Annotated in this window: 10 protein-coding genes and 1 pseudogene; 2 read left to right on the top strand and 9 right to left on the bottom strand. The window is 72.3% G+C overall.

The features are described 5' to 3' along the window. The first annotated feature begins 140 nt into the window (after positions 1-140). A complete protein-coding gene (locus tag AB0I94_RS17735) occupies positions 141-4,769 on the top strand; it encodes a PAS domain-containing protein (protein ID WP_363310481.1) in 4,629 nt (1,542 codons plus the stop codon). Positions 4,770-4,844: 75 nt separating this feature from the next. Here the strand turns inward: AB0I94_RS17735 and AB0I94_RS17730 are convergent, their stop codons facing one another. From AB0I94_RS17730 to AB0I94_RS17690, 9 genes and pseudogenes are all read right to left on the bottom strand, one after another. Continuing rightward, positions 4,845-6,494, bottom strand: coding sequence for a long-chain fatty acid--CoA ligase (locus tag AB0I94_RS17730; RefSeq protein WP_363310480.1), 1,650 nt, complete (start codon positions 6,492-6,494; stop codon positions 4,845-4,847). Between the two features lie 214 nt (positions 6,495-6,708). Beyond that, positions 6,709-7,272: a SigE family RNA polymerase sigma factor gene (locus AB0I94_RS17725; RefSeq protein ID WP_363310479.1), complete on the bottom strand. Its 564-nt coding sequence runs from the start codon at positions 7,270-7,272 to the stop codon at positions 6,709-6,711. 184 nt (positions 7,273-7,456) lie between these two features. After that, positions 7,457-8,323: a DUF1906 domain-containing protein gene (locus tag AB0I94_RS17720; protein ID WP_363310478.1), complete on the bottom strand. Its 867-nt coding sequence runs from the start codon at positions 8,321-8,323 to the stop codon at positions 7,457-7,459. 52 nt (positions 8,324-8,375) lie between these two features. Then, positions 8,376-9,542 carry a lipid-transfer protein gene (locus tag AB0I94_RS17715; RefSeq protein WP_363310477.1) on the bottom strand — a complete coding sequence of 389 codons (1,167 nt, stop codon included), beginning with the start codon at positions 9,540-9,542 and terminating at the stop codon, positions 8,376-8,378. Further along, positions 9,539-10,006 (bottom strand): MaoC family dehydratase, encoded by a 468-nt coding sequence (locus AB0I94_RS17710; protein ID WP_363310582.1) that lies wholly within the window; start codon positions 10,004-10,006, stop codon positions 9,539-9,541. Before AB0I94_RS17710 ends, AB0I94_RS17715 begins: the two co-directional genes overlap by 4 nt. Positions 10,007-10,156: 150 nt before the next feature. Further along, positions 10,157-11,254, bottom strand: a pseudogene (locus AB0I94_RS17705) (acyl-CoA dehydrogenase family protein); the annotation flags it as partial. A gap of 1 nt (position 11,255) precedes the next feature. Beyond that, positions 11,256-12,164: an OB-fold domain-containing protein gene (locus AB0I94_RS17700; protein ID WP_363310581.1), complete on the bottom strand. Its 909-nt coding sequence runs from the start codon at positions 12,162-12,164 to the stop codon at positions 11,256-11,258. A gap of 41 nt (positions 12,165-12,205) precedes the next feature. Further along, positions 12,206-13,432 carry an acyl-CoA dehydrogenase family protein gene (locus AB0I94_RS17695; protein ID WP_363310476.1) on the bottom strand — a complete coding sequence of 409 codons (1,227 nt, stop codon included), beginning with the start codon at positions 13,430-13,432 and terminating at the stop codon, positions 12,206-12,208. Positions 13,433-13,656: 224 nt separating this feature from the next. Then, positions 13,657-13,968, bottom strand: a complete 312-nt coding sequence (locus tag AB0I94_RS17690) for a hypothetical protein (protein WP_363310475.1) — start codon at positions 13,966-13,968, stop codon at positions 13,657-13,659. Positions 13,969-14,339: 371 nt separating this feature from the next. Between AB0I94_RS17690 and AB0I94_RS17685 the strand changes: the two genes are divergently transcribed. After that, complete coding sequence (locus AB0I94_RS17685; RefSeq protein ID WP_363310474.1) at positions 14,340-15,212, top strand: bifunctional DNA primase/polymerase; 873 nt, start codon at positions 14,340-14,342, stop codon at positions 15,210-15,212. Positions 15,213-15,268 lie beyond the last annotated feature (56 nt).

Genomic DNA, 15,268 nt, shown 5'->3' with positions numbered 1-15,268 from the left:
CTGCGTGCGACCTCCCTCTCATCCGGCGTCGCGCGCACAACCACTCCCCGTAGACTCCCTCCCGTGACACGCCGCGGGCCGCGGGGCAAGATGGCCTGGGCGAGTCGGCAAGCAGCAGTAACCAGGGAGGAAGCGTCGTCGTGAGCAGCAGGCCATCCCGAGGCGCTGCTCGCCTCGCAGCCATACTCGACGCGCTCCCGGACGCGCTGATCCTCGTGAACGCGAACGGGACCGTCGTGAACGCGAACGCGATCGCGCTGGAGGCGTTCGAGACACCGGGCACCGCCCTCGTGGGACGCGGGCTTCTCGATCTGTTGCCGGAGTTCGACTCCCGGCTCATTCCCGGATCGATGCGCAGGCCCGAGTCCATCGACGAGCGCGGGCGGACGAAGCCGACGCGGATGACCGCGCGCCGCACCGACGGCAGCGAGTTCCCCGTGGAGGTCACCAGCTCGAACCTCGAGGACATCCGGGACGCGTACGACAATTACGGCTACACCGGCGACGAGTTGCTCATGCTCGTCGTACGCGACCTTTCGGGCGCCGTGGACACCGAGGCCGAACTCGCGCGCTCGCAGCGGCAGACCGAGATGATCCTGCGCGCCGCCGCCGAAGGTGTCGTCGGGACGGACACCGAGGGACGCGTCGTCCTCGTCAATCCGGCCGCCGCGCAGATACTGGGTTTCCGGGCCAGCGATCTGGGCGGGCAGGAACTGCACCACCTGGTGCTCCACTCGCGCGCCGACGGTGAGCCCTTCCCCTACGAGGAGTCCCCGCTCGCGGACACGCTCCGCTCCGGGCGCAAGCACCGGGTGCGGGGGCAGGTCCTGTGGTCCAAGAGCGGTGACCGTGTCGCCGTCGACCTGACGACTGCGCCGGTGCGGGACGGGGACCAGCTCGTCGGCGCGGTCATGACCTTCACCGACCGGCGGCCCTACGACGCGCTGGCCGAGGAGCACGAGGCCGCGATCGCGCAGCACGCGGCGGAGATGCAGGCCGCGACCGAGCGGCGCACCGAAGAGCTGCGGGCGGCGACCGAGCGGCACACGGCGGAACTCGCCGCCGCCGCCGAGCAGCGCGCCGAGGAGATCGCGGCCGAGCAGGAGCGCTACGCGGCGCTCGCCGAGCGCGAGAAGGACCGGTTCGAGGAGCTCGCCGAGCGGGAGAAGGCGCGGTACGACGCTCTGGCCGCCCGGCACGAGCAGTTGCTCGCCGTGCTCGGTTCCTCGCTGCGGGGTCCGCTCGACGAGCTGCGTCGCGAGCTGTCGGCCCTCGCGTCGGACGACGCGGGCCAGTTGTGGCCCGAGGCGAATCAGGTCCTTCATCATCTTTCGGCCGGATACGCGCGCATCACCACCCTTGTCGACAATGTGCTGAGCTTCCAGTCGCTCGACTCGGGCGCTGACCAGTTGTCGTGCGTGAAGGTCATGCTCGATGCCGTCGTCGCGAGCGGCGTGGAGGGCGCGGTCGAGCTGATCGGGCCGGGCCGCGCGCAGTTCGCGGTGCACGCGCCGCCGATCGAGGTCGAAGTGGACCCGGGGCGGCTCGCCACGGCGCTCGCCCACCTGGTCGCCGACGTGGCGGGGATCGACGCCACGGGCAACGCGCGCGCCGGTGCGGCTCCTTCGGCCGTGGCCGCCGGTGGGTACGTGGACTCGACGGTGGTCGTGGCCGCGGCTCAGCGCGGCGAGGTCGTCCGCATCGAGGTGCGGGGTCCGTACGCCGGCGGAGACCCGGTGCACGAGCCGATCGTCCGGGGCATCGTCCGGGCGCACGGCGGTGTGCTGCAGACGCATGAGGTGCCGGGGATGAGCGGCAATGCGTACGTTCTCGAAGTGCCGATCGGTGCGGGTGGCGGCGCGGTCTCCGCGGCCCCTGAGGTTGCCCGCGAAGTTGCTCCCGAGGTGGCCCGCGACGTTGCCCCGGAGGTTGCTCCTGCGGTGGCGGGCGGCTCCGTCGGCTCCTCGGTCGTGGTGCCGGCGCAGGCTTCGCCCGCCACGGGTGGCGGTCGACGACGGGCCCGGCGGGCTGCCGCCCCCTCGGTCGACTCGTTCCTGGAGAGTTCGGTTTCCGACGGTTCCGACGGTTCCGGCGTTTCCGGTGTTTCCGGCGTTTCCGGTGTTTCCGACGGCGGGACTTCGGGGGGTGCTGTCGCTGGTGGCGCCGGGCCCGAGGGTTCGCCCAGCGGGACCGGTCGTCGGCGCGGGCGGCGTGCGGCGGAGGCCGACGCGACGCAGGGCGCGGAGAGGCAGGCCGCGGAGACGCAGGGCACGGCCGCTCAGACCGCGGCGGCTCAGGTCGCCGAAGCCGCCGCGTCGGTTGCCCCGGAGGCGCCCTCGCTGGGCGAAGGTGTGCGGGTTTCCGGTGGGACCGGGCGCCGACGCGGCCGGCCCAGCGCCGCCGAGCGGGCCATGGCTTCCCCGGAGACCGGGGGCGCGGTCGGCTCCGGAGGCGCTGTGGGCTCCGTCGGCTCCGTGGTGACGGCTGCCGAGCATGCTGCCGGGTCCGCGGCTCTGGGGGAGACGGTGCCGCCGCAGGGCGTGCCGGTTCCCGCGGGGGCGGTGGCCCCTGCCGCTTCCGGGCAGCGGGCTCGACGGAACGACGACCAGTTGGCGTTGCCGCCCGCTCTGCCTTCGGGCGGTGGTGGGCAGGAGGGTGCTGCCGCCGGGGGTTCCGGGGCCGGGACGGCTGTGGCTGTCGCCGGGCCGGGCGCCGTCGCCGGTGACGCGGGCCAGGGTTCGCCCCGTCCGACGGGGCGGCGTCGCCGTGCGCTGGCCGCCGCCAAGGAGCGGGCAGCCGCCGAGGAGGCACCCAGTGGGCGCGTCTTCGCGCTCCCGCCCGCGTCCGCGGACCAGGACGACACGGGGCAGCACGAAGCCGCCCTGCACCACCCGGGCAACGACCACACCCCGCCGCAGCCGCACCCCCCGGAGGCGCCGACGGGCCGCCGCCGGTCACGTCCGGCACAGGAACAGGGTCAGGACCAGAGCCAGGGTCCGGGTCAGGGTCAGAGCCAGGGTCAAGGACAGGGACACGGGCCGCAGCAGGGGCAGGGGACTGCTTCCGCTTCCGCCGCGCCGAGGGCGCCTGCCGCTCCTGCGGCGCCCGCGACCGCCGGTCCTGCGGGGGGCGCGCAGGCTACGCCGCCCGCCGGTGTTCCCTCGCAGCCCACGACGTACGCCGAAGGCACTCCGGCACGGGGCGTCCACACGCCGGGCAGGGGCGTCGCGCTCCCGCCCGAGCGCGGGACCCAGGCGAGGGCCGCGCAGCCGCTGCCCGCCGAGGCCGCGCCCGGTGACCCCAACTCGACGCAGGGGCGCGCGTTCAGCGTGCGCACGCTCGGGCAAGGGGTGCCGTTCGGCCAGCAGATCGCCGAGCAGCAGCAGCGCCGTCTCGGGCTGCGGCAGCAGGGCCAGGCGCCGGCCGCGCCTGGTGCTCCGAGTGCGACCACCGCGCCTGGTGCGCCTGGTGCGCCGGGCGCTCCGGCGACAGCTCCGCAGCCTCCGCACCCCGCGCAGTCTTCCCCGGCCCAACAGGCTCGCCCCACCCAGCAGCCCCCTCAGGCCCCTCAGGCCCCTCAGCCGCAGCAGGCGTCTCAGGCACCGCCCGCCCCTCAGGTACCGCCCCAGGGGCAGCCCCAGCCCGCCGCCCCGGCCCCTGCCCCGGCCGCACCGCAGCGGCCCACCGCGGGACCCCTGCCCGAGCCGGCGCCTGTGCCTGCGCAGCCCGCGGCTCCGGGGCAGCCGCAGTCCCACTCCCTCGGCGGCTCCCTCGGTGGCTCCGTCGGAGGCTCGGGGCGCCGCCGCAGGCTGTCCACTCCGCCCGCCCCCGCAGGCGATGACCGCCCCGAGGCCGCGGCACGCCCGCACCCCCAGGCGCAGGGCCACCCGCAGTCCCGGATCGCGTCCTCCAGCGAGGGCACAGGCCGGGCGTACGCGATCGGCGCCCCTGACGAGGACGCCGACGAGGGCCCGGAGCCGCTGGACGGCCCCGGCGGCGCCGTCGAGGTCGCCAACCGGCCCCAGCCGCAGCCCATGGACGACGAGCTGCCGCCCGAGCCGCTGGACAACCCGCGGCGCCTCCTGGTCTGGCCCGCGCCCGACGTGACCACGCAGCAGGCGCTGAGCGACCGCGGGTACCGTCCCGTCATCGTGAACTCCCGCGAGGAGGTCGACGCCCAGATCGCGGCGTTCCCCGCGGCGCTGTTCGTGGACCCGCTGACCGGACCGATCACGCGTACGGCTCTGCAGTCGCTGCGCACCGCCGCCGTCGCCGCCGAGGTTCCCGTGCTCGTCACGGCGGGACTCGGCCAGGCGACGCGCGAGGCGGCGTACGGAGCCGACCCCGCCGTACTCCTGAAGGCCCTCGCGCCCCGCGACAGCGAGCAGCACCCGCCGCGCGTCCTGCTCATCGAGGAACACGAGGAGATCGCGCTCGCCCTGACCGCGACGCTCGAACGGCGTGGCATGCAGGTCGCGCACGCCGAGAGCGACGCGGACGCGGTGACGCTCGCGGCGCAGATGCGGCCGAACCTGGTGGTGATGGACCTGATGCAGGTGCGTCGCCGCAGGGCCGGGATCATCGACTGGCTGCGCGCGAACGGCCAGTTGAACCGCACGCCGCTCGTCGTCTACACCGCCGCCGTCGACGAGACGGAGCTGCCGCGGCTCGCGGCGGGGGAGACGGTGCTCTTCCTCGCGGAGCGGTCCACGAGCAGCGAGGTGCAGGGCCGCATCGTGGACCTGCTGGCGAAGATCGGCACGAACTAGGGCACTGGGTCCCTGCCCTCATCAGGACATGGCGTCGCGCCGCTCCCGCGGGGGAGCGGCGCGACGCGTTTGCCGTCAGAGCTTCGTGACGTCCAGTTCCCCGGCCGCGTACTGCCTGCGGAGCACCTTCTTGTCGAACTTGCCGACGCTCGTCTTGGGCACCGCCGGCACGATCGCCCAGCGCTCGGGGAGCTGCCACTTGGCGATGGTGCCCGCGAGGAAGTCGCGCAGGGCGGCGTATTCGAGGCTCGCGCCCTCCTTCAACACGACCGTGGCGAGCGGGCGTTCGCCCCACTTGTCGTCGGGGACGGCGACGACCGCCGCCTCCGCGACATCCGGGTGGGCCATGATCGCGTTCTCCAGCTCGACGCTGGAGATCCACTCGCCGCCCGACTTGATGACGTCCTTCGCACGGTCGGTGAGCGTCAGGAAGCCGTCGGAGCTGATCACACCGACGTCGCCGGTCTTCAGCCAGCCGTCCGCGCTGAACTTGTCCTCGGGCTTGAGCTCCTCGCCGCCCGCGCCGCCGTAGTAGGCGCCCGCGATCCACGGCCCGCGCACCTCCAGCTCGCCCGCGGACTCGCCGTCCCAGGGCAGGTGCTCGCCGCCGGGGCCGACCAGGCGGGCCTCGACGCCGGTCGGGAAGCGGCCCTGGGTGAGGCGGTAGGCGAACTCGTCGTCGGTGCCGATGGACTTGGCCGGCGGCCGGGCGACCGTGCCCAGCGGGGAGGTCTCCGTCATGCCCCAGGCGTGGCAGACCCGCATGCCCAGCTTGTCGAACGCCTCCATCAGCGAGGGTGGGCAGGCCGAGCCGCCGATGGTGACCTGGCCGAGCGAGCTGACGTCACGCGGCTTCGCGGAGAGCTCGGCGAGCAGCCCCTGCCAGATGGTGGGGACGGCGGCCGCGTGCGTGGGCCTCTCCGTCTCGATCATCTCGGCGAGCGGGGCGGGCTGCAGGAAACGGTCCGGCATCAGCATGTTCACGCCGGTCATCAGCGTCGCGTGTGGCAGGCCCCAGGCGTTGACGTGGAACTGCGGGACGACCACGAGGGTGGTGTCCGCGTCCGTCAGGCCCATGGACTCGCTCATGTTGACCTGCATCGAGTGCAGGTAGATGGAGCGGTGGGAGTAGACGACGCCCTTGGGGTCGCCGGTGGTGCCGGAGGTGTAGCACATGGCGGCGGCGGTGCGCTCGTCGAGATCGGGCCAGTCGTACGTCGTGGGCTTGGCGGCGATCAGGTCCTCGTACTCGTGCACCCGCGCCTGGATTCCGGCCAGCGGCGAGCGGTCGCCCGGGCCCGAGACCACCAGGTGCTCGACGGTCGGGAGCTGCGGAAGGAGGGGCGCGAGCAGCGGGATGAGGGAGCCGTTGACGAGGATGACCCGGTCGGCCGCGTGGTTCACGATCCAGGTCAACTGGTCGGCGGGAAGCCGGAGATTGAGGGTGTGCAGGACGGCGCCCATACAGGGGACCGCGAAGTAGGCCTCGACGTGTTCCGCGTTGTTCCACATGAACGTCGCGACACGCTCGTCGCCGTCGACCCCGAGGTCCTCGCGCAGCGCGTGCGCCAGCTGGGCCGAGCGTTCACCGATCTCGCGGAAGCTGCGGCGCTGCGGGCCGGACTCGCCGGTCCACGTGGTGACCTGCGACGACCCGTGCACGGTCGTCCCGTGCCGGAGGATGCGGGTGACGGTCAATGGTACGTCCTGCATCGTGCTCAGCACGGCGTCCTCCCGGTGGGCGCGCGGCATTCATCCGGGGCGGCTCCCGAATGACCTACCTGGCAGTAGGGCTCGCCAGATTGTTGCCGCATACCGCACGGTATGTCACTAGGTCGGGAGAAGAAAGGTCCGGCGGAGCCGCGACGATCATCGGGGCGGGGCCACCGGTCGACAACCCTCGATCGACCACCGAGGGCACCGATCGTCCGCTGACGGCTCAGCGGACCGGCGTGAGCTCCGGGTCCTCGCGGAGCTTGCCGAGCGCACGCGACACCGCGCTCTTCACGGTGCCGATGGACACCCCGAGCACCTCGGCCGTCTGGGCCTCGCTGAGATCCTCGTAGTACCGCAGGACGACCATCGCCCGCTGCCGCGCCGGCAGCTTCATGATCGCGCGCCACATCGCGTCCCTCAGCACCTGCTGCTCGGCCGGGTCCGCGACCGGCGTCACCTCGCGCTCGGGCAGCTCGTCACAGGCGAACTCGTCGACCTTGCGCTTGCGCCACTGCGAGGTCCGGGTGTTCAGGAGGGCCCGGCGCACATAGCCGTCGAGCGCCCGATGGTCCTCGATCCGGTCCCACGCGACATAGGTCTTGGTGAGGGCGGTCTGCAGCAGATCCTCGGCATCGCTGGGATTCGCGGTCAGCGAGCGCGCGGTGCGCAGCAACACGGGCTGACGTGCCCGGACGTACGACGCGAACGACGGATACGCCGAAGGACTCGCTGTCCGCGTCGCGGCCTTCGATGCGCTGGTGCACATGGGCACCATGGATACGGTCATGGCTCCACGCTAGAAGCGCCCCCTACTTCAGCGGATCGGCCGCAGGTCCCTAAGCCGTGTCCGCCTCAGGTTGTACGCGGGGTGGTAGCTCCACCTCCTGAAGGTGGAGGAGGCGGAGCACACCCCTGAGGGTTCACCCCCGAGAGTGCCGCGCTTCCGGCCCCTCGGCAGGCGTCGCGGGGGCCTAGCCGATTCGCGCCACCGGTGCGTGCACGAGGTTCCGGTCGATCTTGAGCGTACGTCCGCCGTGGCGCTCCGTCACGTTCCCCGCGTACTGGTGAATGCGCCGCTCAGGGTGCCACGCGTCGCGCCGCAGCACCGGCTCGCGGTACAGGTGCGGCCGCGTGTGCCAGCGCGCGAACCACATCACCGACGGCAGGTCACGCACCCCTGCCCGCCGCGCCGTCTCCATGTGCCGAACGCCGGAGTTCGCACTGCTGTAGAACCCCGGGACGTACCCTTGCCTGCGCACCTCGCGGTTCCAGGCGCGCACGAAGGCGAGGGTGCCGTGCGCGCACCACTTCTGCCGGTAGGCGTACGCCTCCATGTCCAGATAGAGCGGGCTGAGCCGCCGCATCCCGAGTGCCTTCGCCTCGCGTACCGCGTCACGCCCCTCCCTCATCCCCTGCCGCACGGGGTAGCGCCCCATGCGTACGCCCTTCTTGTGCTTCGCGTAGACGCAGGGCGACTGCGACCCGACGTACACCGGCAGCACCTTCCACCCCTGCGCCCGCACCTTGCGCATCCAGCCGGGCGTCAGCTGCGGCTGGCGCTTGCAGGCCCGGCCGCGGCCCCCGTAGTAGATGCCGATCGCTCCGTAGGCGGAGGCCTTCCAGCGGCGCATCGTGTCGGCGGACGGCGCGAGGCAGGTGTCGAAGGCCCGTCCGCGGAAGGTCGACACCCCGGCCGGCCACCCGGCCGCTCCCTCCGCTCCGGCCGCACGCTCCTTGGCCTCGGCTCTGCTCACGGCGCCGCTCGGCGGCACGCCCACGACCAGAGTGGTGAGCGCGACGGCGAGGACAAGTCCCATCATCAGCTTTTGGCAACGCATACGCCGAGTGAAGGGCCCGGGGCCGCTTCCGCGGCGGTGACACGCTCCGCGTTCAGCCGTCCGCCGCCAAAATCAACCCCGATGTCGGGACACCGGTGCCCGCGGTGACCAGCGTGCGCGCCGCGCCCGGTATCTGGTTCACGGACGTGCCGCGCACCTGCCGGACCGCCTCCGCTATGCCGTTCATCCCATGCAGATACGCCTCTCCGAGCTGCCCTCCGTGCGTGTTCAGCGGCAGCGTCTCCTCGGCCACGAAGTCCGCCGCCTCGCCCGGCCCGCAGAAACCGAACTCCTCCAGTTGCATCAACACGAACGGAGTGAAGTGGTCGTAGAGGATGCCCACGTCGATGTCGCCGGGCGCGAGTCCGGAGCCGCGCCACAACTGCCGCGCCACCACGCTCATCTCCGGCAGCCCGCTCAGGTCGTCGCGGTAGAAGCTGGTCATCTGCTCCTGCGCCCGGCCCGCCCCCTGAGCCGCCGCCGTGATCACTGCCGGTGGTTTCGGCAGGTCGCGGGCCCGCTCCACACTCGTCACGACGATCGCCTGGCCGCCGTCGGTCTCCTGGCAGCAGTCCAGGAGGCGCAGCGGTTCGACGATCCAGCGTGAGGCGGCGTGGTCCGCGAGGGTGATCGGCTTCCCGTGGAAGTAGGCCGCCGGGTTGGTCGCCGCGTACTTCCGGTCGGTGACCGCGACATGTCCGAAGGCGTCGGGCGTCAGGCCGTACGTGTGCAGATAGCGCTGGGCCGCCATCGCCACCCAGGACGCGGGCGTCAGCAGCCCGAAGGGGAGCGCCCAGCCGAGCGCCGCGCCCTCCGCCGACGGCTCCCGGTGCTGCACGCCCGAACCGAAGCGGCGCCCCGAACGCTCGTTGAACGCGCGGTAGCAGACGACGACTTCGGCCACTCCGCTCGCCACGGCGAGCGCCGCCTGCTGGACGGTCGCGCAGGCCGCGCCTCCGCCGTAGTGGACGCGGGAGAAGAACGACAGCTCCCCGATCCCGGCCGCCTGCGCGACGGTGATCTCCGGGTTGGTGTCCATGGTGAACGTGACCATGCCGTCCACGTCGGCGGGGCTGAGCCCGGCGTCGGCGAGCGCGAGGCCCACCGCCTCCACGGCGAGCCTGAGCTCACTGCGCCCCGAGTCCTTGGAGAACTCGGTGGCCCCGATCCCGACCACGGCGGCCCTCCCGCCGAGGACGTCGCGTCTGCGTACGCTCATGCCGCGCCCCCCGCCGATGTCCTGCCGGGTGCCTCGCCTCGTGGTCTGCCTGGTGGACCGCCTCGCGCCTCGCCTCGTGCCCCGCCCGGGACGGTGACCGTGACGGTGCCGGTGACGTGCTTGCCTGTGCCGTTGGCCCCGACCACCTTCACCGTGGCCGTGTCACCCTCGACCTGAGCCACGGAACCGCTCAACACCATCGTGTCACCGGGATAGTTGGGCGCTCCCAGCCTGATCGCCACCTTGCGCAGGATCGCCCCGGAACCGAAGTGGTCGGTGATGTACCGGCCGACCAGGCCGTTCGTGGTGAGGATGTTCATGAAGATGTCGGGGGAGCCCTTCTCCTGTGCCGCCGCGGCGTCGTGGTGCACGTCCTGGTAGTCCCGCGAGGCGATCGCGCCGGAGACGATCAGCGTCCGGGTGACCGGGATGGTGAGCTCCGGCAACTCGTCCCCGACCCGCATACCGCCGCCTCCTTCAACTCCTTCAGCCGCTCCCGCTCCTCCAGTTTCTCCAGCCCCTCCAGCCCCGTAGGCCTGCTGTCTCCCGGTCATGTCGTCTCGTCCCCCATCACGTCGTCCCCCCCTGCCCTCCGTACCCCGAGCTGTCAAGTCGCCCATCTCAGCCAGGACTTCGCTGCCGCACCCCAGGTACGCGTCCAACTGCCGTCCCCACAGGAAGTGCCGGTGTACGGGATGGTCGAGGTCGGCCCCCGTGCCGCCGTGCAGATGCTGGCCCGCGTGCACCACGCGCTTGCCGCCCTCCGATGCCCACCACGCGGCGGTCAAGGCGTGGGTGCCGTACGCCAGACCCGCGTCGCGCCGCCAGGCCGCCTCGTACGCCGTGACCCGTATCGCCTCGGTGTCCATGTGGGCGTCCGCCGCCCGGAGTTGCACCCCCTGCTTGGCCGCCAGGGGGCGCCCGAACTGCTGCCGCTCGTTCGTGTGGGCCACCGCGCGCGCCAACGACCCCGCGCACACCCCGGCCTGCAATCCCGCGAAGGCTGTCCGCGCGCTCGCCAGGACGTCCTCGTACGCCCCTTCCCCTCCGATGCGCTCCCCGGGAGTCCGGTCCAGGACCAGCCGCCCCGCCGCCCACGGTGCGGTCAATTCCACCGGCTCGGTCTGCGCATCGGCCACCCGTACTCTCCACAGGCTGTGGCCACCCGGAGGACCGCCCTGCGGCGCCGGGTCGCGCACCGCCACCAGGACCTCCGTGGCATCCCGCAGCCACGGCACCCACGGCACCACCCCGGTCAATCTTCCGGTCGGTCCCGCCTGCGCTCCGGGATCAGCGCCGTACCCCGCATCGGCCGAAGCTCCCTCCGCGGCGACAGCCACGCCACCCCGCGCCGGGAAAGCCCCCGTCGCGACCGCCGTACCGTCCCGCAGTCCCGGCAGCAGCCGATCCCGCTGCTCCACCGTGCCGTGTGCGGCCACCGCGAGCAGCCCGTAGACACAGCTCGCCGCGAAGGGCACCTGTGCCGTCGTCCTCCCCTGCTCCTCGAGCAGCAGCACGAGGCCGAGCAACCCGACGTCCTCCACCGCTCCCGGCAGCCCCGCCGCGCACAACGCCTTCCACAGCTCGGCGTCCGAACCCGAACCCGACCCCGAACCCGCCGCCGCGAGCCGCTCGGGGGTGGACAGATCCCCGAAGATCTCCGCGGCGAGATCCCGTGCCGCGGCCTGCTCCTCCGTGGGTGTGAAGTCCATGTCAGACCCCGCCCCCCGCCATGCTCTCGGCGGCCCGGAACACCGGCAGATCCAACTCCTTGTCCACCCGCTGGAACTCGAGCCGCACCGGTTGCCCGATCCGCACCTTGTCACCGGGCACGCCCACCACGTTGCTCACCATGCGCACGCCCTCCGCCAGGTCGATGAGACCGACGGCGTACGGCGGATCGAAGGCGGGGAAGGGCGGGTGATGCATGACGACGTACGAGTAGACCGTGCCCTCGCCGCTCGCCTCGACCGTGTCCCAGTCGAGCGACCCGCAGGCGTTGCAGCCGGGCAACCAGGGAAAACGCAGCGTCTGGCAGCCGCCGCAGCGCTGGATCAGGAGCTGGTGGCGGGCCACGCCTTCCCAGAATCCCGCGTTGTCGCGGTTGATCACCGGGCGGGGCCGCTTGCCCTGGGGTTTCCTCCGCGCGGGCGCGTACTTGAGGATGCGGAAGCGGTGGGTCCCCGCCAGTTCTCCTCCGGCCCTGACGTCCATGCGGGTCGTGACGAAATGGCCCGTGCCCAGCTTGGTCGTCTTGCGCTCCGACACCGACTCGATGACCGCGTCGAAGGTGATCTCGTCCCCCGGCCGCAGCGGCCGCAGGTACTCCTGCTCGCAGTCCGTCGCGACGACAGAGGTGTAGCCCGCGCCGTCCAGGAGCGCGAACAGTTCGTCGTACGCGGCCGAACGCCCCTGATGCCCGGAGAGTCCGCCCATCGTCCAGGCCTGGAGCATCGTCGGCGGCGCGACCGGATCTGTCCCCGCGTAGGCCGGGTTCCTGTCGCCCATGGCCTCGCACCAGTGCCGGATCATCGGTTCGTTGACCGGGTCCTTGCCCTCGCCCGACGTGGCGGCGGCCCGCCCCTCGAAGGCCGCCAGCGCCTCGTACGAAAGATCGGTCATCGCCAGGCCGGGCATCGCCGGATCGGACGTCGCCGGATCGGTCATCGCCGTCCCCTCCGCATCCCGAGGCGCATCGTCGCCACGATCTCCCGCTGCACCTCGCTCACCCCGCCCCCGAACGTATTGATCTGCGCGGCCCTGTTCATCCGCTCCAGCTCCCCCTCACCGGCCGTGCCGAGCGTCAGGGAGCCGGGCGAGCCGGCCCGGACCAGACCCGCCTGGCCCGTGACTTCCTGACATATGCGGTACACCTCCACCGCCGATTCGGTTCCCGCGAACTTCACGCCGCTCGCGTCTCCCGGCGCCAGCGCACCCGCCCCGACATCGCCCACCAGACGCCAGTTGAGCAGGCGCGTCGCCGCCAGCCGCGCCTGCGCTTCCGCCAGCCTGGAACGGACCCACGGAGCGTCGATCCGGCGTTCGCCCGTCACGGGATCGGGTGTACGGGCGAAGGCGAGGGCCGCGGCGTAGAAGTCCTCGGCCTGCATGCCGATCGCGGCGAGCGCCACCCGCTCGTGGTTGAGCTGGTTGGTGATGAGCCCCCAGCCGCCGTTCTCCTCGCCGACGAGGTTCCCGGCGGGCACGCGTATTCCGTCGTAGTACGTCGCCGTCGTCGTCAGACCGCCCACCGTCTCGATCGGCGTCCACGAGAACCCGGGAGCGTCGGTCGGCACGAGAATGATCGAGATGCCTTGGTGCTTGGGGGCTTCCGGGTCGGTGCGGCAGGCCAGCCAGATCCAGTCGGCGTTCTGGGCGTTCGACGTGAAGATCTTCTGCCCGTCGATGACCCACGTGCCCTCGGGGTCGGCCGGGTCGGCTGGGCCGGCCGGGTCGGCTGGGCCCTCGATCTCGCGCACCGCCCGCGTGCGGAGCGAGGCCAGGTCCGTGCCCGCCGACGGCTCGCTGTACCCGATCGCGAAGACGACGTCACCGCTGAGGATGCGCGGCAGGAAAGCGGCCTTCTGTTCCTCGGTGCCGTACTTCATGAGGGTCGGCCCGACTGTGTTCAGGGTGACCATCGATACGGGGGCACCCGCGCGGTAGGCCTCGTCGAAGAAGACGAACTGCTCGTCGGGCCCGCGCCCCTGCCCGCCGTACTCGACCGGCCAGCCGAGGCCGAGCATCCCGTCGGCCCCGATGCGCCGCAGCAGTCGGCGCTGGCCCGCCAGGTCGCCGCCTTCGGGCGGCCCGTCCGGCATCAGAGCGCGGAAGTAGGCGCGCAGTTCGGTGCGCAGCCGCTGTTGGCGTTCGGTGGGGGCGAGGTGCACGGCGGCGGCCTCTCCTTCGCGTAAGGGCGTCGCACCGACAGTGGTTTCTGACTGTCCGTCAGAAACTGTCGCGGTGTCAAGAGATCACCCCGGATACGAGAGGCGGGCTACGCGCGGCCCCACACACCGCGCACACGACTGCGCGGCGGTGCAGATGCACCGCCGCGCAGAACGCCACTCACCCCTGCGAGCACACCCGGGGCGCCACCCCGGGCGCCGTCACCTCACCAGAGGTGGGTGAAGTTGACGGCGATGTTCTCGTTCGACTGGTCGATCGCCGTGAACGCCGAGCCGTCCACCTGGGCGGTGTTGTTCTGGTTCAAGGCGCCCGTACCGACAGCCTGCTGCTGCGACGTGGACGAGTTGCCGTTGTTGTTGCCGCCGACGCCGCTGCCGTTGACAGTCGCCACGCCCGCGTTCGATCCGTCGTTCGCGAAGGAGCCGTTGTCGGCCGTCGCGACACCCGTGAAGAGTGCGGCAGCCAGGGGCAGGGCCGCGGCTGCAGCGATGACGCGGGCGGTGCGGATGCTTGCCATGTCAGTTTCCTCCGTTATGGGGGCACGCACCGGTGATGTACCGGGCGCACCTGAAGTGCTGCCTGTTCCAAAGCAGTTGGCCGACCGCCTTGGGGGTTCTGCACGACGTCGCGAGTCCAGAGTTGCCCACCGAATCCCCGGCGAACCACCCCGGAAGCCCCAATTCCCCCGCAAGCGTGAGTACAAGTCGATAAACGTGCTCCGCTCCCCCAACGACCCAGTTCAGGTGCGAAGAGCTGGCTCAAACCCAGGCGCCGCACGGGCTGAAGCGTTCCGTCACAACCGGAAGATCGGCGTGCGCACGCGCGTTTCGTCCGCGCGCCGCGCCCCGCCCCCTTTCTTTCTTCGAACGCCTGTACGAAAATGAGGTCATGGCCACCATCGACCGCCATGCCACCGCACTCGTACTCGCCCACGCGCTGTCCGCCGCCGAGCGCGGCCTCGCCGTCATCCCGCTCTCGCGCACGAAGCTGCCGGCGCTCCGCTCCCCCCATCACGAGCAACCCGAAGCGACCCCCTGTCACGGCGAATGCGGCCGCCCCGGACACGGCGTGTACGACGCGTCGACCGACCCGTGGCGTATCCGCGAACTCTTCGCCGCCGCCCCCTGGGCCACCGGCTACGGCATCGCGTGCGGTCTGCCCCCACACCACCTGATCGGCGTCGACCTGGACACCAAGTCCGGTACGGACGCCCCGGCGGCCCTGCGTGAACTGGCACTGCGCCACCTCTTCACGATCCCGGCCACGGTCGTCGTGGCGACCCCCAGCGGCGGCCGTCACATCTGGCTCGCGGGCCCGCCCGACGCCGTCGTCCCCAACTCCGCGGGGCGCCTCGCCCCCGGCATCGACATCAGGGGCGCCGGCGGCTATCTCGTGGGTCCCGGCTCGCGCACCGAACACGGCGTCTACAGCGCCGTGGCCGGCACCGCCCACCTCCCTCCGGCGAAGTGCCCGCCCGCCCTGCTGCGCCTGCTCACGCCCCCGCCCCGCGCCTACCACCCCACGCTCCCGCACATGCCCGCCCCGGCCCTACGGGGGCAGGGCCTGGTCCAGTTCGTGCTCGCCGCGCACGAGGGCCAGCGCAACACCCGCCTGTTCTGGGCCGCCTGCCGCGCCTATGAGAACGGCATCGGCGAGCCCCTGGTCGCCGATCTCATCGCCGCCGCGCTGCAGGTCGGCCTCACGGAACGCGAGGCCCGCTCGACGATCGCGTCGGCGGCGCGGCTGACCGGGAACGCGTGACGGGTTAGCCGTGACAGCTGGCCGACCAGTGACGCGGTAAGGGGCGCCCGCAATGG

The sequence above is a fragment of the Streptomyces sp. NPDC050147 genome, from assembly GCF_040660195.1.
GTDB lineage: Bacteria > Actinomycetota > Actinomycetes > Streptomycetales > Streptomycetaceae > Streptomyces.
Note: the sequence above shows the minus strand (reverse complement) of the source record. Positions and strands in the feature narration are given on the sequence as shown.